At 72.6% G+C, this 21,958-nt stretch carries 22 protein-coding genes; 15 read left to right on the top strand and 7 right to left on the bottom strand.

Annotated features, from left to right (window positions below; all coding sequences use genetic code 11):
- The first annotated feature begins 3 nt into the window (after window positions 1-3).
- Window positions 4-1,776, top strand: coding sequence for an acetyl/propionyl/methylcrotonyl-CoA carboxylase subunit alpha (locus IF20_RS05740; RefSeq protein ID WP_052863849.1), 1,773 nt, complete (start codon window positions 4-6; stop codon window positions 1,774-1,776).
- 180 nt (window positions 1,777-1,956) lie between these two features.
- On the top strand, window positions 1,957-2,547 hold the full coding sequence (locus IF20_RS05735; protein WP_052863848.1) for a TetR/AcrR family transcriptional regulator: 591 nt from the start codon (window positions 1,957-1,959) through the stop codon (window positions 2,545-2,547).
- Window positions 2,548-2,605: 58 nt separating this feature from the next.
- Here IF20_RS05735 and IF20_RS05730 read toward each other — a convergent pair whose 3' ends face one another.
- Both IF20_RS05730 and IF20_RS05725 read right to left on the bottom strand, forming a co-directional pair.
- Window positions 2,606-3,586, bottom strand: a complete 981-nt coding sequence (locus tag IF20_RS05730) for a DeoR/GlpR family DNA-binding transcription regulator (protein WP_110943839.1) — start codon at window positions 3,584-3,586, stop codon at window positions 2,606-2,608.
- A gap of 134 nt (window positions 3,587-3,720) precedes the next feature.
- Entirely contained in the window at window positions 3,721-5,157 is a 1,437-nt protein-coding gene (locus IF20_RS05725) for an NAD(P)H-quinone dehydrogenase (protein ID WP_052863846.1), read from the bottom strand.
- 227 nt (window positions 5,158-5,384) lie between these two features.
- On the opposite strand from IF20_RS05725, the gene IF20_RS05720 reads away from it, so the two are divergent.
- The 3 genes from IF20_RS05720 (at window position 5,385) to IF20_RS05710 (ending at window position 8,717) form a co-directional block, all read left to right on the top strand.
- Window positions 5,385-5,822 (top strand): gamma-glutamylcyclotransferase, encoded by a 438-nt coding sequence (locus tag IF20_RS05720; protein WP_030254019.1) that lies wholly within the window; start codon window positions 5,385-5,387, stop codon window positions 5,820-5,822.
- Window positions 5,823-5,949: 127 nt separating this feature from the next.
- Window positions 5,950-6,771 carry a purine-nucleoside phosphorylase gene (locus tag IF20_RS05715; protein ID WP_052863845.1) on the top strand — a complete coding sequence of 274 codons (822 nt, stop codon included), beginning with the start codon at window positions 5,950-5,952 and terminating at the stop codon, window positions 6,769-6,771.
- A gap of 278 nt (window positions 6,772-7,049) precedes the next feature.
- Window positions 7,050-8,717: a phospho-sugar mutase gene (locus tag IF20_RS05710; protein ID WP_052863844.1), complete on the top strand. Its 1,668-nt coding sequence runs from the start codon at window positions 7,050-7,052 to the stop codon at window positions 8,715-8,717.
- Between the two features lie 139 nt (window positions 8,718-8,856).
- On the opposite strand, the gene IF20_RS05705 is transcribed toward IF20_RS05710, so the two are convergent.
- A complete protein-coding gene (locus IF20_RS05705; protein WP_052863843.1) occupies window positions 8,857-9,471 on the bottom strand; it encodes a PH domain-containing protein in 615 nt (204 codons plus the stop codon).
- A gap of 226 nt (window positions 9,472-9,697) precedes the next feature.
- Here IF20_RS05705 and deoC point away from each other — a divergent pair, with 226 nt between their 5' ends.
- The 3 genes from deoC to IF20_RS05690 are packed head-to-tail and all read left to right on the top strand — an operon-like array spanning window position 9,698 to window position 12,949.
- Window positions 9,698-10,639 carry a deoxyribose-phosphate aldolase gene (gene deoC, locus IF20_RS05700; RefSeq protein ID WP_110943838.1) on the top strand — a complete coding sequence of 314 codons (942 nt, stop codon included), beginning with the start codon at window positions 9,698-9,700 and terminating at the stop codon, window positions 10,637-10,639.
- A gap of 5 nt (window positions 10,640-10,644) precedes the next feature.
- Window positions 10,645-12,090 (top strand): aldehyde dehydrogenase family protein, encoded by a 1,446-nt coding sequence (locus tag IF20_RS05695; protein ID WP_052863841.1) that lies wholly within the window; start codon window positions 10,645-10,647, stop codon window positions 12,088-12,090.
- The gene (locus tag IF20_RS05690; RefSeq protein WP_052863840.1) at window positions 12,083-12,949 is read left to right on the top strand and encodes an aldehyde dehydrogenase family protein; all 867 of its coding nucleotides are present in this window, start codon (window positions 12,083-12,085) and stop codon (window positions 12,947-12,949) included. Before IF20_RS05695 ends, IF20_RS05690 begins: the two co-directional genes overlap by 8 nt.
- A 78-nt stretch (window positions 12,950-13,027) precedes the next feature.
- Here IF20_RS05690 and IF20_RS05685 read toward each other — a convergent pair whose 3' ends face one another.
- Complete coding sequence (locus IF20_RS05685; RefSeq protein WP_052864056.1) at window positions 13,028-13,435, bottom strand: hypothetical protein; 408 nt, start codon at window positions 13,433-13,435, stop codon at window positions 13,028-13,030.
- 169 nt (window positions 13,436-13,604) lie between these two features.
- On the opposite strand from IF20_RS05685, the gene IF20_RS05680 reads away from it, so the two are divergent.
- Complete coding sequence (locus tag IF20_RS05680) at window positions 13,605-14,237, top strand: uridine kinase family protein (RefSeq protein ID WP_052863839.1); 633 nt, start codon at window positions 13,605-13,607, stop codon at window positions 14,235-14,237.
- Window positions 14,238-14,434: 197 nt separating this feature from the next.
- On the opposite strand, the gene IF20_RS05675 is transcribed toward IF20_RS05680, so the two are convergent.
- Window positions 14,435-15,223, bottom strand: a complete 789-nt coding sequence (locus tag IF20_RS05675) for a SigE family RNA polymerase sigma factor (RefSeq protein WP_052863838.1) — start codon at window positions 15,221-15,223, stop codon at window positions 14,435-14,437.
- A gap of 251 nt (window positions 15,224-15,474) precedes the next feature.
- On the opposite strand from IF20_RS05675, the gene afsQ1 reads away from it, so the two are divergent.
- The 5 genes from afsQ1 to IF20_RS05650 all read left to right on the top strand — a co-directional run bounded on the left by afsQ1 (window position 15,475) and on the right by IF20_RS05650 (window position 19,301).
- Entirely contained in the window at window positions 15,475-16,152 is a 678-nt protein-coding gene (afsQ1, locus tag IF20_RS05670) for a two-component system response regulator AfsQ1 (RefSeq protein ID WP_131124765.1), read from the top strand.
- Complete coding sequence (locus tag IF20_RS05665; protein ID WP_052863837.1) at window positions 16,149-17,792, top strand: sensor histidine kinase; 1,644 nt, start codon at window positions 16,149-16,151, stop codon at window positions 17,790-17,792. The genes afsQ1 and IF20_RS05665 overlap by 4 nt, the downstream gene beginning before the upstream one ends.
- Window positions 17,789-18,421 (top strand): hypothetical protein, encoded by a 633-nt coding sequence (locus IF20_RS05660; protein WP_052863836.1) that lies wholly within the window; start codon window positions 17,789-17,791, stop codon window positions 18,419-18,421. Before IF20_RS05665 ends, IF20_RS05660 begins: the two co-directional genes overlap by 4 nt.
- A gap of 109 nt (window positions 18,422-18,530) precedes the next feature.
- Window positions 18,531-19,037, top strand: coding sequence for a VanZ family protein (locus IF20_RS05655; RefSeq protein WP_199896510.1), 507 nt, complete (start codon window positions 18,531-18,533; stop codon window positions 19,035-19,037).
- 60 nt (window positions 19,038-19,097) lie between these two features.
- Window positions 19,098-19,301, top strand: coding sequence for a PspC domain-containing protein (locus IF20_RS05650; protein ID WP_052863835.1), 204 nt, complete (start codon window positions 19,098-19,100; stop codon window positions 19,299-19,301).
- Between the two features lie 131 nt (window positions 19,302-19,432).
- On the opposite strand, the gene IF20_RS05645 is transcribed toward IF20_RS05650, so the two are convergent.
- Together IF20_RS05645 and IF20_RS05640 are read right to left on the bottom strand one after the other, a co-directional pair.
- Window positions 19,433-19,672, bottom strand: a complete 240-nt coding sequence (locus IF20_RS05645) for a hypothetical protein (protein WP_052863834.1) — start codon at window positions 19,670-19,672, stop codon at window positions 19,433-19,435.
- A 153-nt stretch (window positions 19,673-19,825) separates the two neighbouring features.
- Complete coding sequence (locus tag IF20_RS05640) at window positions 19,826-20,965, bottom strand: adenosine deaminase (protein ID WP_052863833.1); 1,140 nt, start codon at window positions 20,963-20,965, stop codon at window positions 19,826-19,828.
- A gap of 213 nt (window positions 20,966-21,178) precedes the next feature.
- Here IF20_RS05640 and IF20_RS05635 point away from each other — a divergent pair, with 213 nt between their 5' ends.
- Complete coding sequence (locus IF20_RS05635; RefSeq protein ID WP_052863832.1) at window positions 21,179-21,955, top strand: dienelactone hydrolase; 777 nt, start codon at window positions 21,179-21,181, stop codon at window positions 21,953-21,955.
- The last annotated feature ends 3 nt before the right edge of the window (window positions 21,956-21,958 follow it).

Raw genomic sequence — 21,958 nt, 5'->3', positions numbered from 1 at the left:
ATCGTGCGCAAGGTGCTCATCGCCAACCGTGGCGAAATCGCTGTCCGCGTTGCCCGTGCATGCCGGGACGCCGGGATCGGAAGCGTAGCCGTCTACGCCGAGCCGGACCGGGACGCCCTGCACGTCCGCGCGGCGGATGAGGCATACGCCCTGGGCGGTGACACTCCTGCCACCAGCTACCTGGACATCGCCAAGGTGCTTGCCGCCGCGGCCGATTCCGGTGCCGACGCGATCCACCCGGGCTACGGCTTCCTCTCCGAGAACGCCGAGTTCGCCCAGGCCGTGCTGGACGCCGGACTGATCTGGATCGGGCCGCCGCCGCACGCCATCCGCGACCTGGGCGACAAGGTCGCCGCCCGGCACATCGCCCAGCGCGCCGGCGCCCCGCTGGTGGCCGGCACCAAGGACCCGGTCTCCGGCGCCGAGGAGGTCGTGGCCTTCGCCGAGGAGCACGGCCTGCCGATCGCCATCAAGGCCGCCTTCGGCGGTGGCGGCCGCGGCCTGAAGGTCGCCCGCACCCTGGAGGAGGTCCCCGAGCTGTACGACTCCGCCGTGCGCGAGGCGGTCGCCGCCTTCGGCCGCGGCGAGTGCTTCGTGGAGCGCTACCTGGACCGCCCGCGGCACGTGGAGACCCAGTGCCTGGCCGACAAGCACGGCAACGTGGTCGTCGTCTCCACCCGTGACTGCTCGCTGCAGCGCCGCCACCAGAAGCTGGTGGAGGAGGCCCCGGCGCCGTTCCTGACGGCGGAGCAGAACGCCGAGCTGTACCGCGCGTCCAAGGCCATCCTGAAGGAGGCCGGCTACGAGGGCGCCGGCACGTGTGAGTTCCTGGTGGGCCAGGACGGCACGATCTCCTTCCTGGAGGTCAACACCCGCCTGCAGGTCGAGCACCCGGTCACCGAAGAGGTCACCGGCCTGGACCTGGTCCGGGAGATGTTCCGGATCGCCGACGGCGAGGAGCTGGGCTACGACGACCCGCCGGTGCGCGGCCACTCCTTCGAGTTCCGCATCAACGGCGAGGACCCGGGCCGCAACTTCCTGCCGGCCCCCGGCACCGTCACCAAGTTCGAGGCCCCCGCCGGCCCGGGTGTCCGCCTGGACGCGGGCGTCGAGTCCGGCAGCGTCATCGGCCCGGCCTGGGACTCCCTGCTGGCCAAGCTGATCGTCTCCGGCGCCACGCGTGAGCAGGCGCTGCAGCGCGCCGCCCGCGCGCTGAACGAGTTCACCGTCGAGGGCATGGCCACCGCCATCCCCTTCCACCGGACGGTCGTGAAGGACCCGGCCTTCGCGCCGGAGCTGACCGGCTCCACCGACCCCTTCCAGGTCCACACCCGCTGGATCGAGACCGAGTTCGTCAACGACATCAAGCCGTTCGCCGCGCCGGCCGCCGACGAGGCCGAGGACGAGGCCGGCCGCGAGACCGTCGTCGTCGAGGTCGGCGGCAAGCGCCTGGAGGTCTCCCTGCCCTCCTCGCTCGGCATGTCGCTGGCCCGCACCGGGCTGGCCGCCGGCGCCAAGCCCAAGCGCAAGGCCGCCAAGAAGTCCAGCTCCGCCGCCTCCGGCGACAGCCTGGCCTCCCCGATGCAGGGCACCATCGTGAAGATCGCGGTGGAGGAGGGCCAGGAGGTCAAGGAGGGCGACCTGGTCGTCGTCCTGGAGGCCATGAAGATGGAGCAGCCGCTGAACGCGCACCGCTCCGGCACCATCAAGGGCCTGTCCGCCGAGGTCGGCGCCTCCCTCACCGCCGGCGCCGTCATCTGCGAGATCAAGGACTGATCAGGAGCGAGGGCGACACGGCCTCGCCCGTACGCACCGTCCCGAGGGGCGCCCGGCCGACCGTGCCGGGCGCCCCTCGGCCGTACGGGCTTCGGCCACGGACCGGGTCCGGATGTTCGGCCACCCGATACCGTTGAGGCGAGCCCTGCCTACGGAAGGGCAGGTACAGGAAGGACGGCGATGGCCACCGAAACGGCGCCCACCGATTCCGCACGCCCCATGCGGGCCGACGCGCGCCGGAACTACGAGCGGCTGCTGGCGGAGGCCCGGACGGCCTTCACCGAGCGCGGTACGGACGCCTCGCTGGAGGACATCGCACGCCGTGCCGGTGTCGGCATCGGCACGCTCTACCGCCACTTCCCGAACCGCACGGCTCTGATGGGCGCCGTCTTCCAGTGCGAGGTGGACACCCTGCTGGCCCGCGCACGGGACCTGGGGGATGCGCCGCAGCCCTGTGCCGCGCTGGTGGAGTGGCTGCGTGCGATCATCACGCACGCCAGCACCTACCGCGGGCTGTCGCGCGCGCTGATGGCGGCGCCGGCCGACGAGAGCTCCGGGCTGGCCAGATGCAGCCGGCCGATGCGCGAGGCGGGCAGCGTCCTGCTCACCCGGGCCCAGGAGTCCGGGGCCGTACGTCCGGATGTGGACATCCGGGACCTGATGCAGCTGACCAACGGCATCGCGCTGGCCGCCGAGGAGTCGCCGGACGACCCGGAACTGGCCGACCGGCTGCTGACACTCACCCTGACCGGCCTGAAGGCCGGCCGGTGAGCGACGTCGTCGTACGGAGGTACGTGCCGAGCGGCTGAGACCCCGCGGTCCTCAGCGCTCAGCGCCGTCGTGGCGCCAGGTCGGCGACCCGGCCCGACTGCGGGTCGGGGGCGAGCGCGGCCGAGCGCAGCTGTGGCGCGGTGCCGGGGGAATGGCTGCGCCGCTGTCCCGGCAGTGGTACCTCCCTTCTCGGACCCCGGCGGTCCGCCGCCGGGGTACCTTCCGCACTCCCCTGGCCCTGGGCGGTCGCCGCCGCGGCCCCGCCGGCGACCGTGATCTGCACGCCCTGGTCGGCCAGGGCCTGCAGTTCGGTAGCGGCACGGTCGTCGTGGCCGGGCGGTTCGTCCGTCACCAGGCGTGTGATGACATCGGTCGGCACGGTCTGGAACATGGTGTCCGTACCGAGTTTGGTGTGGTCGGCGAGGACGACCACCTCCGCCGCCGCCTGCACGAGCGCTCTGTCGACGCTGGCGGAGAGCATGTTGGAGGTGGAGAGTCCGCGCTCGGCGGTCAGACCGCTGCCCGACAGGAAGGCTCGGGACACCCGCAGCCCCTGGAGGGACTGCTCGGCGCCGCTGCCGACCAGCGCGTAGTTGGAGCCCCGGAGCGTGCCGCCGGTCATGACGACCTCGACGCGGTTGGCGTGCGCCAGGGCCTGGGCGACCAGCAGGGAGTTGGTCACGACGGTCAGACCCGGGACCCGGGCGAGCCGGCGGGCCAGCTCCTGTGTGGTCGTCCCCGCGCCGACGACGACGGCCTCGCCTTCTTCGACGAAGCTCGCGGCGAGATCGGCGATGGCCGTCTTCTCCGCGGTTGCTAGATGGGATTTCTGCGGAAAGCCGGATTCGCGGGTGAAGCCACCCGGCAGCACCGCACCGCCGTGCCGGCGGTCGAGCAGTCCTTCCGCCTCCAGTGCCCGCACGTCCCGCCGTACGGTCACTTCTGAGGTCTGGACGACGCGGGCGAGTTCACGGAGCGAAACCGCTCCGTTTGCTCGCACCATTTCAAGGATCAATTGGCGACGTTCTGCAGCGAACACGAAACTGACAGTAACGCCAACGACCGTCTGTTTTCAGCAGGTTGCACCAATTATCGGAAGTTGTTCGTCTGCGACACCCGCGAGTGATATAGGGCGGTCGTTCGTGCGAAACCGCTGACCGCGGGCCGCCGGGGTCACTCCCCGGCGGACTTGCGCGTGTGCAACTGCCGCGCGACCTCGGCGATCGAGCCGGAGAGCGAAGGATAGACCGTGAAGGCGCTGGCAATCTGCTCAACCGTCAAGTTGTTGTCCACCGCGATCGAAATCGGATGAATCAGTTCGCTCGCGCGCGGTGATACGACCACACCGCCGACGACGATGCCCGTGCCGGGACGGCAGAACAGCTTGACGAAACCGTCGCGAATGCCCTGCATCTTTGCGCGCGGGTTACGCAGCAGCGGCAGTTTCACGACCCGTGCGTCGATCTTGCCGTTGTCCACGTCGGCCTGGCTGTAACCGACGGTGGCGATCTCCGGGTCGGTGAAGACGTTCGCGGAGACGGTCTTCAGGTTGAGCGGGGCCACCGCGTCGCCGAGGAAGTGGTACATCGCGATGCGGCCCTGCATGGCCGCGACCGAGGCGAGCGCGAAGACACCGGTGCAGTCGCCGGCCGCGTACACGCCGGGGGCCGAGGTGCGGGAGACCTTGTCGGTCCAGATGTGGCCGGAGTCCTTGAGCTTGACGCCCGCCTCCTCCAGGCCGACGCCCTCCGTGTTCGGGATCGAGCCGACGGCCATCAGGCAGTGCGTGCCGGAGATCGTACGGCCGTCCGACAGGGTCACCTCGACGCGGTCGCCGACGCGCTTGGCGGAGGCGGCGCGGGAGCGGGACATCACGTTCATGCCGCGACGGCGGAAGACGTCCTCCAGGACGGCGGCGGCGTCCGGGTCCTCGCCCGGCAGCACGCGGTCGCGGGAGGAGACGAGGGTGACGCGGGAGCCGAGGGCCTGGTAGGCGCCGGCGAACTCGGCACCGGTGACGCCGGAACCGACCACGATGAGCTCCTCGGGGAGCTCGTCCAGGTCGTAGACCTGCGTCCAGTTCAGGATGCGCTCGCCGTCGGGCTGCGCGTCGGGGATCTCGCGCGGGTGCGCGCCGGTGGCGATCAGTACGGCGTCGGCGGTCAGCGTCTCCTCGCTGCCGTCCGCCGCGGTGACCGTGACCTTGCGGGAGCCGTCCACGGCCTGGCCCGGCTCCAGCCGGCCGCGGCCGCGCATGACCCGGCCGCCGGCGCGGGTGACGGAGGCGGTGATGTCGTGCGACTGGGCGAGCGCGAGGCGCTTCACCCGGCGGTTGACCTTGCCGAGGTCGACGCCGACGACGCGCGCGGGGCGGTCGATGTGCGGGGTGTCGTCCTCGACGATGATGCCGAGCTCTTCGTACGACGAGTCGAAGGTGGTCATCACCTCGGCCGTCGCGATGAGCGTCTTCGAGGGCACGCAGTCGGTGAGCACCGATGCGCCGCCGAGGCCGTCGCAGTCCACGACGGTCACCTCCGCGCCGAGCTGGGCGCCCACCAGCGCCGCCTCGTAGCCGCCGGGTCCGCCACCGATGATCACGATCCGGGTCAAGGGATTACGCCTCGCGCTCTCGTTTCCGGCCCAACCGGCGCGCTTTCGGCCGGGGGTCCGGGGGTCGCCCCCCGGGAGATGCAGTACGTACTCCATTGTCCCGCACCCGCCTCCCGCGTTCAGCGTGGGGGCCGCCGTACGGACCGGCGTCCACGGGAGCGCAGGCCGGACGCGGTGGCCCCGGCGGATCCACGGGGCACGCGCCGCCCTCCCGTACCCTCTGAGCCATGTCGCTCTACGCCGCCTACGCCGGCAACCTCGACGCGCGGCTGATGTCCCGCCGCGCCCCCCACTCACCACTGCGCGGCACCGGCTGGCTGAACGGCTGGCGGCTCACGTTCGGCGGGGAGCAGATGGGCTGGGAGGGCGCGCTCGCCACGCTGGTGGAGGCACCGCGTTCCCAGGTCTTCGTCGCGCTGTACGACATCGCTCCGATGGACGAGGAGTCGATGGACCGCTGGGAGGGCGTCGGGATGGACATATACCGCCGGATGCGGGTGCGCGTGCACACGCTGGACGGCGACGAGGCGGCCTGGCTGTACGTCCTGAACGGCTACGAGGGCGGGCTGCCCTCGGCCCGGTACCTCGGCGAGATCGCGGACGCGGCGGAGTCGGCGGGCGCACCCCACGACTACGTGATGGAGCTGCGCAAACGGCCCTGCTGAGCGGGGCCGGGGCCGGCGGCGCGGGGGTGGGCGCGCCCGGTTCATAGGAAGACACGAATCGGACCGTGGCACCTCCGTGACGATCCACATCTACGCGCGTAGGCGATTACCGGCTACCCTCGTCCGCGTGAACGCATCTGTTACCCCGGACCTGGCGAGCGACCCGCGTACCGCCGCCACCGACGCCGCCGACCGCCTGCGCGAGCTGACCGGCGCCGAGACCCACGACGTTGCCCTGGTCATGGGCTCCGGCTGGGCTCCGGCCGCCGAGGCGCTGGGCGAGCCCGAGCACGAATTCCTCGTCACCGAACTGCCCGGCTTCCCGCCCCCGGCCGTGGCGGGCCACGGCGGCAAGATCCGCTCCTACCGCCTCGGCGACAAGCGCGCGCTGGTCTTCCTCGGCCGGACGCACTACTACGAGGGCCGCGGAGTGGCGGCCGTCGCGCACGGCGTCCGTACCGCCGTGGCCGCCGGCTGCAAGACGGTCGTGCTCACCAACGGCTGCGGCGGCCTGCGCGAGGGCATGCGTCCCGGCCAGCCGGTGCTCATCAGCGACCACCTGAACCTCACCGCCACCTCCCCCATCGTCGGCGCGAACTTCGTCGACCTGACCGACCTGTACTCGCCGCGGCTGCGCGCGCTGTGCAAGGAGGTCGACCCGACCCTGGAGGAGGGCGTCTACGCCCAGTTCCCCGGGCCGCACTACGAGACCCCCGCCGAGATCCGGATGATCCGCACGCTCGGCGCCGACCTGGTCGGCATGTCCACCGTCCTGGAGGCCATCGCCGCACGTGAGGCGGGCGCCGAGGTGCTGGGCCTGTCGCTGGTGACCAACCTCGCCGCGGGCATGACCGGCGAGCCGCTCAACCACGAAGAGGTGCTGCAGGCCGGCCGCGACTCCGCGACCCGCATGGGCAGCCTGCTCGGCCAGGTGCTCGGCAAGATCTGACGCGGTGACCCGGCGGGGAGCCGGCCGGTGGCCGGTTCCCGCCGCTCGGGCCGGGCGCAGGGTATGGGTGACATGCAGGGGCGTACGCGGGAACCAGGGCGTACGCCGGTCCGTCCGTACGGCACCGTGCGCGCGGCGCCGCGGCCGCCGGACGTCGTGCGCGCCGCCCGGCACGGCTCCCGTACCCCCGGCGCCCGAGCACCGGTCCCGCACCCCGCGCACCGCACCGCACCGCACCCAGAGGCACCTCTCACGCACCCCACAGGCAGGAGCATCACGTGGCAACCGTCCCCGCGGAGCTGATCGGCCGGGCGAAGGCCTGGCTGGCCGAGGACCCCGCCCCCGAGACCCGCGAAGAGCTGGCGAAGCTCATCGAGACCGAGGACATCGACGAGCTGGCGGACCGGTTCGCCGGCACCCTGCAGTTCGGCACCGCGGGGCTCCGCGGCGAGCTGGGCGCGGGCCCGATGCGGATGAACCGCGCCGTCGTCGTCCGGGCCGCGGCCGGCCTGGCCGCGTACCTCAAGGACCAGGGTCAGGGTGACGGCCTGGTCGTCATCGGTTACGACGCGCGCCACAAGAGCGCCGACTTCGCCCGGGACACCGCCGCCGTGATGACCGGAGCCGGCCTGAAGGCCGCGCTGCTGCCGCGCCCGCTGCCCACCCCCGTGCTCGCCTTCGCGATCCGGCACCTGGGCGCGGTGGCCGGCGTGGAGGTCACCGCCAGCCACAACCCGCCCCGCGACAACGGCTACAAGGTCTACCTCGGCGACGGCTCGCAGATCGTGCCGCCCGCCGACGGTGAGATCGCGGCCCGCATCGACGCGGTCGGCCCGCTGGACGGCGTGGCGCGCCCGGAGAGCGGCTGGGACGTGCTCGGCGAGGACGTGCTCCAGGCGTACCTGGACCGTACGCAGGCGGTGCTCACGCCGGACTCGCCGCGGGACACCCGCGTCGTCTACACGCCGATGCACGGCGTCGGCCGTGAGGTGCTCGTCGGCGCCTTCGAGCGGGCCGGTTTCCCGGCGCCGGTGGTGGTCGCCGAACAGGCCGAGCCCGACCCGGACTTCCCCACGGTCGCGTTCCCCAACCCCGAAGAGCCGGGCGCGATGGACCTGGCCTTCGCGGCGGCCCGCGAGGCCGCGCCCGACATCGTGATCGCCAACGACCCGGACGCGGACCGCTGCGCCGTGGCCGTACCGGACCCGGCGGCGGACGCCGGCTGGCGGATGCTGCGCGGTGACGAGGTCGGCGCGCTGCTGGCCGCGCACGTGGTCGGCGCGGGCGCGCAGGGGACGCTCGCGACGACCATCGTCTCCTCCTCGCTGCTCTCCCGGATCGCCGCCGCGGCCGGCCTGCCGTACACCGAGACACTGACCGGCTTCAAGTGGCTGGCCCGGGTGGACGGCCTGCGGTACGCGTACGAGGAGGCGCTGGGGTACGCGGTCGACCCGGCCGGGGTGCGGGACAAGGACGGGATCACCGCCGCGCTGCTGATCACCGAGCTGGCGGCCGTCCTCAAGCGGGACGGCCGGACGCCGGCCGACCTCCTGGACGACCTGGCGGTGGAGCACGGGCTGCACGCCACCGACCAGCTCTCCGTGCGCGTCGAGGACCTGTCGGTCATCTCCGACGCGATGCGCCGGCTGCGCGAGCAGCCGCCGGCCGCGCTGGGCGGGCTCACGGTGACCGAGGCCGAGGACCTGTCGCAGGGCTCGGCGTCGCTGCCGCCGACCGACGGCCTGCGCTACACCCTCTCCGGGGCCGGCGAGGTGGCAGCGGGCCGGGTCGTCGTCCGCCCGAGCGGCACCGAGCCGAAGCTCAAGTGCTACCTGGAGACCGTGGTGCCGGTCGCCTCCCGGGACGCCCTCCCGCAGGCCCGCCGCACGGCCGCCGAGGCCCTGGCCGCGGTGAAGACCGACCTGTCGGCGGCGGCAGGTCTCTGACACCGGGCCTCTGGGAGGCGGGCCGCCGGGCCCGCCTCTCCAGGGGCGCGGGGAACCGCGCGACCGGCCACGACGGCGCCGCAGCCGCCGACGGCCCCAGGGGGCTCCCCGCCGGGCGTTCCCGGCGCTCAGCCGCGCGTCAGAGCGCGAGCAGCACCACCAGCGCCACCGCGCCCACCGCGAGCGGCGCGAGGATCTCATAGGACCAACGGACGGCGACGGCGCCCTGCGCCTCCTCACGCCCCGCGTTGCGCTCCCGCAACTCCCGCAACTCGTCCAAGGACTGGTCGGCCGAAGCGCGCTGCACGTCCACCGGCTCGGCGCCGCGGACAGCGGCCCCCACCTTGGCGGCCCTCCGGTTGGCGCGCTTGCGCTGGCGCAGCGAGACCGGGATCGACCACAGCTGGTACTTCTTGTCGCCCGCGAACACCTCGCAGGAGAAGGACGCGCGCAGGTCCTCGACCGAGCCCCAGGGCAGCGTGATGGTGCGGAAGGGGTTCCGTACGGTCAGCCGCTCCGCGTTGGCGCGCACCACGGGCCGCAGCGTGAACGCGGTGATCAGCGGCACGCCGAGGAGCAGCCCGGCCACCGCCAGCAGGCGGGTCCTGGCGACGCCGTTGACCAGCGCGTCGATGCCCAGCCAGGCGAGGAGCGCGAGCAGCAGGACGCCGCAGACCAGGGCCGCGGGCGACCGGTAGCTGCGGTCCGCGTAGGTCTGCGCGGGCCGGCTGGGGGAGTTGTCCGGGCTCGTCATACCGGCGATTGTGCCCGAGAGTCCGGCATCCGGACGTTGCGGTCCGGCATCGATGCGCGGCCGCCGGGCCGGGGCGGCGCGGCTCCGCCCGGAATTCCCGGTCCCATCTGGAGGGGTGACACACCGCTACGCGCGTAGATATGCTCCCCTCGTGACCATGCCCTCAGCCTCTGCCTTTCCGGCAGTCCCCGCATTCAGCAAAGAAGCCGCGGGCCGTCTGGCGACGATGGCGGACGTGACCGCCGACGACCGGGCGCTGCGCCGCTTCCTGCACGGCCTCCCGGGCGTCGACGCCGTCGGGCTGCAAGCCCGCGCCGCCGCGCTCGGCACCCGCTCGATCAAGAACACGGCGAAGGCGTACGCCATCGACCTCGCCATCTCGATGATCGACCTGACGACGCTCGAAGGAGCGGACACCCCGGGCAAGGTCCGGGCCCTGTGCGCCAAGGGCGTCAACCCCGACCCCACCGACCGCACCGTGCCGAAGGTCGCCGCGATCTGCGTCTACCCGGACATGGTGGCGACGGCCAAGGAGGCGCTGGGCGCCTCCGGTGTCCACGTCGCCTCCGTGGCCACCGCGTTCCCCGCGGGCCGCGCCGCGCTGCCGGTGAAGCTCGCCGACACCCGGGACGCGGTCGCGGCCGGCGCCGACGAGATCGACATGGTGATCGACCGGGGCGCGTTCCTCTCCGGCCGGTACCTGGAGGTCTTCGAGGAGATCAAGGCCGTCAAGGAAGCGTGCGTGCGCGAGGACGGCAGCGCGGCGCACCTGAAGGTCATCTTCGAGACCGGCGAGCTCCAGACGTACGACAACGTGCGCCGCGTCTCCTGGCTCGCGATGCTCGCGGGCGCCGACTTCATCAAGACCTCCACCGGCAAGGTCGGCGTCAACGCCACTCCCCCGGTCACCCTGCTGATGCTGGAGGCCGTCCGCGACTTCCACGCGCAGCTCGGCGTGCAGGTCGGCGTGAAGCCGGCCGGCGGCATCCGCACGTCCAAGGACGCGATCAAGTACCTGGTCATGGTCAACGAGACGCTGGGCGAGGAGTGGCTGACCGCGGACTGGTTCCGGTTCGGAGCCTCCAGCCTCCTCAACGACCTGCTGATGCAGCGCCAGAAGCTCAGCAGCGGCCGGTACTCCGGCCCCGACTACGTGACGGTGGACTGAGAGCCATGGCAACGGACAAGCAGATTTTCGAGTACGCCCCCGCCCCCGAATCGCGTGCGGTCGTCGACATCGCCCCGTCGTACGGGCTGTTCATCGACGGCGAGTTCGCCGAGGCGGCCGACGGCAAGGTCTTCAAGACCGTCTCGCCCGCGAACGAGGAGGTTCTCTCCGAGGTCGCGCAGGCCGGCGCCGCCGACGTGGAGCGCGCGGTGAAGGCCGCCCGCAAGGCGTTCGAGAAGTGGTCGGCGCTGCCGGGCGCCGAGCGCGCCAAGTACCTCTTCCGCATCGCGCGCATCATCCAGGAGCGCTCGCGCGAGCTGGCGGTGCTGGAGTCGCTGGACAACGGCAAGCCGATCAAGGAGTCGCGCGACGCCGACCTGCCGCTGGTCGCCGCGCACTTCTTCTACTACGCGGGCTGGGCCGACAAGCTCGGCCACGCGGGCCTCGGCCCCGACCCGCGGCCGCTGGGCGTGGCCGGCCAGGTCATCCCCTGGAACTTCCCGCTGCTGATGCTGGCGTGGAAGATCGCCCCGGCGCTGGCCTGCGGCAACACCGTGGTCCTCAAGCCCGCCGAAACCACCCCGCTCTCCGCGCTCTTCTTCGCGGACATCTGTCGCCAGGCCGGCCTGCCCAAGGGTGTCGTCAACATCCTGACCGGCGACGGCTCCACCGGCGCCGAGCTGGTCGCGCACCCGGACGTCAACAAGGTCGCCTTCACCGGCTCCACCGAGGTCGGCAAGGCCATCGCGCGTACGGTCGCGGGCACGGACAAGAAGCTCACCCTGGAGCTGGGCGGCAAGGCCGCGAACATCGTCTTCGACGACGCGCCGATCGACCAGGCCGTCGAGGGCATCGTCAACGGGATCTTCTTCAACCAGGGCCACGTCTGCTGCGCCGGCTCCCGGCTGCTGGTCCAGGAGTCGGTGCAGGACGAGGTGCTGGACGCGCTCAAGCGCCGGATGGCGACCCTCCGCGTCGGCGACCCGCTGGACAAGAACACCGACATCGGCGCGATCAACTCCGCCGAGCAGCTGGCCCGGATCAAGGAGCTGGCCGCGGCGGGCGAGGCCGAGGGCGCCGAGCGCTGGGCGCCGGCCTGCGAACTGCCCGGCGAGGGGTACTGGTTCGCGCCGACCCTGTTCACCGGCGTCACGCAGGCGCACCGCATCGCCCGCGAGGAGATCTTCGGTCCGGTGCTGTCCGTGCTGACCTTCCGTACGCCGGAGGAGGCCGTGGCCAAGGCGAACAACACGCCGTACGGCCTGTCGGCGGGCATCTGGACCGAGAAGGGCTCCCGGAGCCTGTGGATGGCGGGCAAGCTGCGCGCGGGCGTCGTCTGGTCCAACACGTTCAACAAGTTCGACCCGGCCTCGCCGTTCGGCGGCTACAAGGAGTCGGGCTTCGGCCGCGAGGGCGGCCGGCACGGCCTGGAGGCGTACCTCAATGTCTGATCGTCTGCGCGTCTTCAAGACCTACAAGCTGTACGTCGGGGGCAAGTTCCCCCGGTCCGAGAGCGGGCGGGTGTACGAGGTGACCGACGCAAAGGGCAAGTGGCTCGCCAACGCCCCGCTGTCCTCCCGCAAGGACGCCCGGGACGCGGTCGTCGCGGCCCGTAAGGCGTTCGGCGGCTGGTCGGGGGCGACCGCGTACAACCGCGGCCAGATCCTGTACCGCATCGCCGAGATGCTGGAGGGCCGCCGCGAGCAGTTCGTCTCGGAGGTCGCCGACGCCGAGGGGCTGTCGAAGTCCAAGGCGGCGGCGCAGGTGGACGCCGCGATCGACCGCTGGGTCTGGTACGCGGGCTGGTCCGACAAGATCGCCCAGGTCGCGGGCGGCGCGAACCCGGTCGCGGGCCCGTACTTCAACCTCTCCACGCCGGAGCCGACCGGCGTGGTGGCCGTGCTGGCGCCGCAGGAGTCCTCGTTCCTGGGGCTGGTGTCGGTGATCGCGCCGGCGATCGTCACCGGCAACACCGTCGTGGTGGTCGCTTCGGAGCGGGCGCCGCTGCCGGCGCTGTCCCTGGGCGAGGTGCTGGCCACCTCCGACCTGCCGGGCGGCGTGGTGAACGTGCTGTCGGGCCGTACGGCGGAGATCGCCGGGCCGCTGGCCGCGCACCAGGACGTCAACGCGATCGACCTCGCGGGCGTGTCCGGCGACGCGGAGGAGGCGACCGCGCTGGAGACGGCCGCGGCCGACAACCTCAAGCGCACTCTCCGTCCACAGGCTGTGGACTGGTCCGCCGATCCCGGCACCGGCCGCATGCTGGCCTTCCTGGAGACCAAGACGGTCTGGCACCCGATGGGCGTCTGAGCCCGTCGCAGCACGCGCTGCAGGGGCGCCCGCGAGCCGTACGGACGGCCGCGGGCGCCCCTGCCGTCCGTAGGGCGGTCACCCGGGCAGGGTCTGCGTCACGGGGCCCACGACGGGCAGCTGGCCGAGGGCCGCGCCGTGGGAGAGCGGGGCGGTCAGGGCCGCGGTGCTGAACGGCTTGAAGTCGGCGATCTGGGTGCCGACGGCGTTGTCCAGCGGGTCGCTGCCGGTGCCGGAGAGAGGATTGAGGTGGAGGCTCTTGACCGTGCCGAGGCCGCTGGAGGTGGCCTGCTGCAACGCGCCCACCGTGGAGCTGGTGGCCGCCTTGATGTCCTCCAGGCTCGCCGGCTTCGACTTCCCGTCGGCGGCCGTGGCGGTCGAGGCGCCGGCGGCCAGCGCGGCGCCCGCCACGGACACCGCGAGCCCGGCGCGCAGCAGCCCGCGGGCCGTACGGCTCTGCTGGGGAAGACGTGCGTGAGAGGGCATGAGCACCTGCCTGTGGAGTCCGTCGCGGCGGCGCCGACGGCCGCACCGCCGCCGCTGAGCCGATTGTCTGTAATGGGTCGGATGCGAAGCGTAGTTGACTGATGTGTCCACATTCCACCTTGTGCGGCCGGGGTAGCTCACACGGGCGAATGCGGGACAATGACTACCCGTGAGCTTTCTCCCCAGCGCGCCGCCCGCCCGCGTCATCCTGCTGACCGGCCCCTCCGGCTCCGGAAAGTCCTCCCTCGCCGCCCGCACCGGCCTGCCCGTGCTGCGCCTCGACGACTTCTACAAGGAGTGCACGGACCCCTCCCTGCCACAGCTCCCGGACGGCGGCGGCACCGACTGGGACTCGCCGCTGTCCTGGGACGCGGCCGCCGCGGTCACCGCGATCGAGGAGCTGTGCCGTACCGGCCGCGCCGCCGTCCCCGTGTACGACCTCGCCACCAGCGCACGCGCCGGCGAGGAGAAGCTGGAACTGGCGGGGGCGCCGCTGTTCATCGCCGAGGGCATCTTCGCCGCGGAGATCGTCACGGCCTGCCGGACGGCGGGCGTGCTGGCCGATGCGCTGTGCCTGCGCGGCAGACCGACCACGACCTTCCGGCGGCGGCTGCTGCGCGACCTGCGCGAGGGCCGCAAGCCCGCCGGATACCTGGTGCGCCGGGGGCTGCGGCTGCTGCGCGCCGAGCGGTCGGTGGTGGCCCGGCAGACCGCCCTGGGCGCGTACGCCTGCGCGAAGGCCGAGGCGCTGGCCCGCATCACGTCGGCGGGGTCGGACAGCGCCGCCCCGGTACGGAGCTGACGCGGCAGGCGCCCGCTCCGGGCGGCGGAACCCGAAAAGGCCGGGACGGAACACGAAGAAGCGGGAATCGACAGCCCCCCCCGGCTGCCGGTTCCCGCTTCCTCTTCCCCCGTGTCCCCCGTGTCCCCCCTGCGTTTCCCCCGTGTTCCCCCGTACCGCGGTCCCCCCGGACCGCTTCCCCCGTGGGTCCCCGCCCCTCAGGCCACCAGCTCGCCGAAGGACTCTTCCTGGTCGCGGCCGAAGCTGAGGACGTCGTCCTCGCGCAGCCGCCGCAGCGAACGCCAGATGCTGGACTTCACCGTGCCGACGCTGATGTTCAGTATGTCGGCGATCTCCGGGTCCGTCCGGCCCTCGTAGTAGCGCAGGACGAGCATCGTGCGCTGCGTCTCGGGCAGCTTGACCAGCGCCTGCCACAGCACGGCGCGCAGCTCGGTGCCGCGCATCGCGTCGTGGTCGCCGGCCGTCTCCGGCAGTTCCTCGGTGGGGTACTCGTTGAGCTTCCGCCGACGCCAGGCACTGATGTGCAGGTTGGTCATCGTGCGGCGCAGGTACCCACCGACCGCCCCCTTGTCGCTGATCCGGTCCCACGCCCGGTAGGTCGAGAACAGCGCGCTCTGCAGCAGGTCCTCGGCCTCGAAGCGGTCGCCGGTCAGGTGGTAGGCGGTGGCGTACAGGGAGGCGCGGCGCTCCTGGACGTAGGCGGTGAACTCGGCTTCGCTGTCCACCGCCGGCGCGGCGCTCCGCTCCTCCGTGGCCTCCCCGTACGTGCGTCCCCCGTCGGTTCCCCCGTCCGCGGCCGGGGCCGCGGCTCCCACGACGGTGTCAACGGCCTCGACCGGCGTCATGAAGAACGCGGCCTGGCGCTGACGCCCGGTGCCGCGAGCGCACCCCCGCCCGCTCACGGCACCGGACTTCTCCCCGGCTCGCCCGACATCGTGGAGACGCGTGATTACTGCGCTGTTGGCGGTGCTGTGCAGTGTGTTCATCTCGCGCCCCCCGTCGGTTGAGCCGGCTCGTTCATCTGCGGTTCCGGGCCGTTCTCACCCGGTGCCAGAAACTCTGCCGCGGCAGTTTCATCGCGGTGTCCGCCGACTGTCACAGCCCTGTCACAGGGCTCGGCGGGAGGTTCACAAAGGGCGTCCGGGGCGCACGCCAGGGCGTGCGCGACGACGCTGCGGCCGGGCGGGCGGCCGCCGCCGGTCGAAGTCCGGCCGCGCCATGGGCCAGAATGGCGCACGTGCCTTTCCTGTTGCTGATCGAGGACGACGACGCCATCCGCACGGCCCTCGAACTCTCGCTGTCCCGCCAGGGTCACCGTGTGGTGACCGCGGCGACGGGCGAGGACGGCCTGAAACTGCTGCGTGAGCAGCGCCCCGACCTGATCGTCCTGGACGTGATGCTGCCGGGGATCGACGGTTTCGAGGTGTGCCGGCGGATCCGCCGTACGGACCAACTGCCCATCATCCTGCTGACCGCGCGCAACGACGACATCGATGTGGTCGTCGGACTGGAGTCCGGCGCGGACGACTACGTCGTCAAACCGGTGCAGGGGCGGGTGCTGGACGCCCGTATCCGGGCCGTCCTGCGGCGCGGCGAACGCGAGTCGAGCGATTCGGCGACGTTCGGCTCGCTGGTCATCGACCGCTCGGCGATGACCGTCACCAAGAACGGCGAGGATCTGCAACTGACGCCGACCGAGCTGCGGTTGCTGCTGGAGCTGAGTCGCCGGCCCGGTCAGGCGCTGTCCAGACAGCAGCTGCTCCGCCTGGTGTGGGAGCACGACTACCTCGGCGACTCGCGCCTGGTCGACGCCTGTGTGCAGCGGCTGCGGGCCAAGGTGGAGGACGTGCCGTCCTCGCCGACGCTGATCCGCACGGTCCGCGGGGTCGGTTACCGGCTGGACACGCCGCAGTGAGCGAACCGGCCGCGGGCCGGCTCCGCGGCGTCGCGTCCGGCCTGCTGCGCTGGACCAGCCTGCGGCTCCGTCTGGTCGTGGTCTTCGCGCTGGTGGCACTGACCGCCGCCGTGTCCGCCTCCGGCATCGCGTACTGGCTCAACCGCAACACCGTGCTGGACCGTACGCAGAACGCCGCCTTGAAGGACTTCCGTACCCAGCTGGCGGAGCGTACGCGGTCGCTGCCGCTCCACCCGGCCTGCGAGGAACTGCGGGACGCCGCGCGCCGGATGGCCGCCGGGCCGCAGAACTACGACGTGCTGCTGCGCGCGAAGGACGGCGCGGGCAAGACCTGCACGGCCACCACCGATCCGGACCTGCTGAACCTGAAGACCGTGCCGAAGTCGCTGCAGAAGGCGGTGGAGCAGCGGCGTCCCGTGGACGAATCGAACAAGGCGCCGTACCACCTGTACTGGCAGCGTCAGGAGATCGAGGACGATCCGTACTTCGTGGCGGGGGCGCGGCTGAACGGCGGCGGACCGACGGGATACATGGTCAAGTCGCTGGCCACCGAGCGCCAGGACCTGAACTCGCTCGCCTGGTCACTGGGCGTGGCCACCCTCCTCGCGCTGGTCGGCTCGGCGCTGCTGGCCCAGGCCGCGGCGACGACCGTGCTGCGCCCGGTGCAGCGGCTCGGCACGGCCGCGCGCGAGCTGGGCGAGGGCAAGCTGGACACGCGGCTGCGGGTGACCGGCACGGACGAGCTGGCCGACCTCTCCCGTACGTTCAACCGGACCGCCGAGCGGCTGCAGCAGCGGGTGGAGGAGCTGAGCACGCGGGAGGCGTCCTCGCGGCGGTTCGTCGCGGACATGTCGCACGAGCTGCGGACCCCGCTGACGGCCATCACGGCCGTCACGGAGGTCCTGGAGGACGAGGCCGACTCGCTGGACCCGATGATCGCGCCCGCGGTGCAGCTGGTGGTCAGCGAGACCCGGCGGCTGAACGACCTGGTGGAGAACTTGATGGAGGTCACCCGCTTCGACGCGGGGACGGCCCGGCTGGTCCTGGACGACGTGGACGTCGCGGACCAGGTGACGGCGTGCATCGACGCGCGCGCCTGGCTGGACGCGGTGGAGCTGGACGCCGAGCGGGGCATCATGGCGCGGCTGGACCCGCGCCGCCTGGACGTGATCCTGGCGAACCTCATCGGCAACGCGCTCAAGCACGGCGGCTCCCCGGTGCGGGTCTCGATCCGGACGGAAGCCTGCGCGGACGGGGACTGGCTGCTCGTCCGCGTACGGGACCACGGGCCCGGCATCCCCGAAGAGGTGCTGCCGCACGTCTTCGACCGCTTCTACAAGGCCAGCGCGTCCCGGCCCCGGTCCGAGGGCTCGGGCCTGGGCCTGTCCATCGCCGTGGAGAACGCGCACATCCACGGCGGCGGGATCACGGCGGCCAACTCCGACGAGGGCGGCGCGGTCTTCACCTTGCGGCTCCCGCGGGACGCCTCGCGGCTCGCGGCGGGCGGCGACGGCGGACCCGAGGCGGAGAACGGCTCCGGGACCGGCCCGGACGCTGCCCGAGGTGGCTCCGGGGCGACCGCCGAGCCGCGGAAGCGGGCCGGCGGGGGCGACGGCCCGGCGTCGGAGGACGAGCGATGAGGCGGGCCACGGTACGGCGGGTCCGGCGGACCGCCGCCGCCCTCGCGCTGCTCGCGACCGCCACCGGCTGCGGCATCCGCGGTACGTCGGTGCCGGTGGACGCGGGCGGCGCGCCCTCGCGGGTGAGCTGCAAGGCGCAGGACGCGGCCGGGGTGCCGGAGGTGCCGGTCGGGGTGCCGGTCCGGATCTACCTGGTGTGCAGTTCGGGGCTGGTGCCGGTCGAGCGGACCGTGTCGCTGCCCAAGGGCGGTACGGCCGAGGACCGGCCCCAGATGGCCCGTACGCTCCTGACCGAGCTGCGGCAGCAGCCGGCGCCCGGCGAGTCCCTGGCGGGCTTCGAGACGTCGGTACCGGAGGACCTGACCGTGTCCGGGCCGCGGGACGGCGACCCGAAGGACGCGCTGCGGCTGAACGTCCGCCCGGAGGACCTGCCGTCGTTCGCGCTCGCACAGCTGGTGTGCACGTACGGGACGCGGATGCCGGTGGACGGGGAGCGGGCCGCGGTGCTCGGCGGCCCGGACGATGCGGCGCCGCGCCACTACGAGTGCTCCGACGCCGTGCTCCGGCACCCGGACACCGCGCGGAACGCGGCCTGGGGCAGCCGGCTGCCGGACGCCGGCAAGAACTGAGCCCCGGCCCGTCGCCCGGTGTGACGGCCCGCACGGAACCGCCGCCGCCGGTCACGGCGTCTGGGCGGGTGTGCAGCATCATGGCCCCGGCACGACGGCCGGTTTCCGTATGCGCGCCGCGGGCTTCGTGCTTCTTCTGGCGCATCTGTCGGTCGTCTACTGGCTGACGCTGCGACCACGGACGGTGCCCTGGGTGCCCGAGGCGAATCTCCGCCCGCTGGAGACGATCCGTACCGAATTGGCGCTGGGCCCCTGGGAGGCCGTGCAGCACCTGGGCGGCGCGGTGCTGCTGATGGCGCCGCTGGGGGTGCTGCTGCCGATGGCGGGCGGCCGGCTCACCGCCTCCGCGCTGGGCTCCTTCACCCGTACGGTCTTCACGGGCGCGATGATCGCCTTCGTCGTCGCGCTGCTCCAGGGCACGGTGCCGGGGCGGGTGCCGGACGTCGACACGGTGCTGCTGAACACCCTCGGGGTCGTACTCGCGCACCTGGTGGTCGTCCCTGCGTACCGGGCCCGGCTACGCCGCCGGGAGGACCCCCGGCGGGGGCGTACCCCGACGATCGCCAGGGTCGGTATCGCACCGCAGGCCGACGTGCTGTCCGGCTCGCGGACCTAGCGTGGAAGGCATCGGGTCGCACCGGAAGCGGCCCGGAGACCAACCGAGGAGTCGAGCCCCATGGCCGCCGCACTTGTCCGCCCCCGCAACAACAGGATGATCGCCGGAGTCTGCGCGGGTCTGGCCCGGCGCTTCGGCACGACGCCGACGACGATGCGCGTGATCTTCGTGCTGTCGTGTCTGCTGCCCGGCCCGCAGTTCCTGCTCTACCTGGCCCTGTGGATCCTGCTGCCGTCGGAGAAGACCTACGGCGAAGCCTGGTGAGCCGCCCGCCGCGGCGGCAGGTCCGGCGACCGGCCGCGTGCCGCGGCGGCCGCGCGACACACCCGCCGGCACACGCCCGCGCCCCGGACCGTACGACGCGTACGGTCCGGGGCGCGGTGCGTGGCCGTGCCTCAGCCGATGGGGAGGGCCTTGGTGAGGCCGCCGGTGGGCAGGCCGCCGAGGAGGTTGCCCTTGGCGTTCGTGTGAGCGCCTTCGTCGGCGGCCGGCGCGGCCTTGCCGGTGACGCTCTGCAGCGCACCGCTGGTGGCACCGGTGACCGGCTCGGCCGCGGAGGCGGTGCCGGCCGCGGTGGCGGCGAGGGCGGCACCGAGGGCCGCGGCACCGATGATCTTGACGGTTCCCTGCTTCATCAACTTTTGTCCTCGTGACGGGGTTTTGTCCGGCACCCGACGCTAAAGACATGATCGCCGAAGCCGCAAACATCCCACATGCCCGGTTCGCCGCCGTACGCGCCGCCCGGCGCCCTCCGCCCCAGCGCCTCACCGAGCGTCAGGACGCCCTGCTCACGCCGAGTCCGCGGGCCCCTTCGGGAAGAGCCATTCCGATTTCAGTTCGGCGTAACCGGGCTTGATGACGTCGTTGATCATGGCGAGACGTTCATCAAAAGGAAGGAAGGCGCTCTTCATGCCGTTGACGGTGAACCACTGCATGTCGTCGAACGTGTACCGGAACGTCTCCACCAGGTGCTCGAATTCGCGCGACATGCTGGTCCCGGACATGAGCCGGTTGTCGGTGTTCACGGTCAGCCGGAACTGCAGCCGGCGCAGCAGCCCGATGGGGTGCTCGGCGTACGAAGGGGCCGCGCCGGTCTGGAGGTTGGACGTCGGGCACATCTCCAGCGGGATGCGCTTGTCGCGCACGTACGACGCCAGCCGGCCCAGCTTCACGCCGCCACCGTCGTCGTCCACTTGGATGTCGTCGATGATCCGCACGCCGTGGCCCAGCCGGTCGGCGCCGCACCACTGGAGCGCCTGCCAGATGGACGGCAGGCCGAACGCCTCGCCCGCGTGGATGGTGAAGTGGTTGTTCTCGCGCTTGAGGTACTCGAAGGCATCCAGGTGGCGGGTGGGCGGGTAGCCGGCCTCGGCGCCCGCGATGTCGAAGCCGACGACGCCCAGGTCGCGGTAGCGGTTGGCCAGCTCGGCGATCTCCAGGGCGCGGGCCGCGTGCCGCATCGCGGTGAGCAGCGCGCCGACGCGGATGCGGTAGCCGTTGGCGCGCGCCCGCCGCTCGCCCTCCCGGAAGCCCTCGTTGACCGCCTCGACGACCTCTTCGAGGCTCAGCCCCTTCTCCAGGTGCTGTTCGGGGGCGTACCGGACCTCGGCGTAGACGACGCCGTCGGCGGCCAGGTCCTCGGCGCACTCCGCGGCCACCCTGACCAGCGCGTCACGGGTCTGCATGACGGCGCAGGTGTGCGCGAAGGTCTCCAGGTAGCGCTCCAGCGAGCCGGAGTCGGCGGCCTCGCGGAACCAGCTGCCCAGCTTTTCGGAATCCGTCTCGGGCAGGCCGTCGTACCCCGTCTCACGGGCGAGTTCGACGATCGTGGCGGGCCGCAGGCCGCCGTCGAGGTGATCGTGGAGGAGCACCTTCGGCGCGCGGCGGATCTGCTCTGCGGTCGGGAGGTTGGTGGTCTCGCTCGTCATTGCCGCACTGTAGCCCCTACGCGCGTAGAACGCACTAGTGATCCGGCCGTTCCACCCACCCACCCCGACCGCCGCGCACGGGCTCCCCCGACGCTCCCGTACGGCCGCGGGCGACGCCTCCCCGCTGCTCCCCGCCGTCGACCGGCACCGATACGGAACAGTGACCCGTACACGGGGTGGGCCCCGGTCCCCCGTTCTGCCATCGTGTCGCCCATGGATGGCCGATCGGTGTCCGGGCGCACGGCCCGGCTGGGGAAACGACTGGGCTCGGGAGCGGGTACGGGGACGGCGGACGGCGCGGTGAACGCGGTCGCCCTGTTACTGCCCGAGGGCTGCGAGACGAGCACCGCGCGCACCTCGCCGGTGGCCGCGCTGACGGCGCGCTCGCTGGCGACGACGCTGGCGCGGGCCGGCCGCGGACACGGGCTGACCACCCACGTCCTGCACTTCCGCTGCCGCGGCTGGAACGGCGAGGCGGCCCATCCGGCGGCGGACGCGGAGTGGGCGGTGGCCGAGGTCGTCCGCCGGTACGGCGACGTCCCGGTCTGCCTCGTCGGTACGGGCACGGGCGCGCGGGCCGCGCTGCTCGCCGCCGGCCACCCCGCGGTCAACTCCGTCCTCGGCATCGCCCCCTGGCTCCCGACCGGCCCGGACACCACCCCGCCCGACCCGGTGAAGCAGCTGGTCGGCCGGCGCGTCCTGCTCGTCCACGGCACCAACGACGCGCGCGTCTCCCCCGACCTCTCCTACCGCTACGCCGAGCGCGCCAAGAAGATCAACCGCGACACCTGTCGCTTCGAGGTCCACTCCGACGGCCACGGCCTGCACCAGCACCGAACCGAACTCCGCTCCCTCACCACCGACTTCGTCCTCGGCTCGCTCTTCCACCGCGGCTACTCCCGCCCCGTCCAGGACGCCATGGCCGCACCCCCACCACTGGGCCTCCGCATGCCCTTGGCGGCGGGCTTCGGAGCCACGTTGGGGAAGTGAGGC

It is taken from the genome of Streptomyces niger (assembly GCF_000718305.1).
GTDB lineage: Bacteria > Actinomycetota > Actinomycetes > Streptomycetales > Streptomycetaceae > Streptomyces > Streptomyces niger.
The sequence above is the reverse complement of the archived record's forward strand: the minus strand, read 5'-3'. Positions and strand labels throughout refer to the sequence as shown.

What these genes read in the sequence shown, in the direction of transcription:
- IF20_RS05735 (WP_052863848.1), top strand. Translation starts at nt 1,957, where the DNA reads ATGGCCACCGAAACGGCGCCCACCGATTCCGCACGCCCCATGCGGGCC.
- IF20_RS05720 (WP_030254019.1), top strand. Translation starts at nt 5,385, where the DNA reads ATGTCGCTCTACGCCGCCTACGCCGGCAACCTCGACGCGCGGCTGATG.
- IF20_RS05705 (WP_052863843.1), bottom strand. Translation starts at nt 9,471, where the DNA reads ATGACGAGCCCGGACAACTCCCCCAGCCGGCCCGCGCAGACCTACGCG.
- deoC (WP_110943838.1), top strand. Translation starts at nt 9,698, where the DNA reads ATGGCGGACGTGACCGCCGACGACCGGGCGCTGCGCCGCTTCCTGCAC.
- IF20_RS05695 (WP_052863841.1), top strand. Translation starts at nt 10,645, where the DNA reads ATGGCAACGGACAAGCAGATTTTCGAGTACGCCCCCGCCCCCGAATCG.
- IF20_RS05690 (WP_052863840.1), top strand. Translation starts at nt 12,083, where the DNA reads ATGTCTGATCGTCTGCGCGTCTTCAAGACCTACAAGCTGTACGTCGGG.
- IF20_RS05685 (WP_052864056.1), bottom strand. Translation starts at nt 13,435, where the DNA reads ATGCCCTCTCACGCACGTCTTCCCCAGCAGAGCCGTACGGCCCGCGGG.
- IF20_RS05675 (WP_052863838.1), bottom strand. Translation starts at nt 15,223, where the DNA reads ATGAACACACTGCACAGCACCGCCAACAGCGCAGTAATCACGCGTCTC.
- IF20_RS05660 (WP_052863836.1), top strand. Translation starts at nt 17,789, where the DNA reads ATGAGGCGGGCCACGGTACGGCGGGTCCGGCGGACCGCCGCCGCCCTC.
- IF20_RS05655 (WP_199896510.1), top strand. Translation starts at nt 18,531, where the DNA reads ATGCGCGCCGCGGGCTTCGTGCTTCTTCTGGCGCATCTGTCGGTCGTC.
- IF20_RS05650 (WP_052863835.1), top strand. Translation starts at nt 19,098, where the DNA reads ATGGCCGCCGCACTTGTCCGCCCCCGCAACAACAGGATGATCGCCGGA.
- IF20_RS05645 (WP_052863834.1), bottom strand. Translation starts at nt 19,672, where the DNA reads ATGAAGCAGGGAACCGTCAAGATCATCGGTGCCGCGGCCCTCGGTGCC.
- IF20_RS05640 (WP_052863833.1), bottom strand. Translation starts at nt 20,965, where the DNA reads ATGACGAGCGAGACCACCAACCTCCCGACCGCAGAGCAGATCCGCCGC.
- IF20_RS05635 (WP_052863832.1), top strand. Translation starts at nt 21,179, where the DNA reads ATGGATGGCCGATCGGTGTCCGGGCGCACGGCCCGGCTGGGGAAACGA.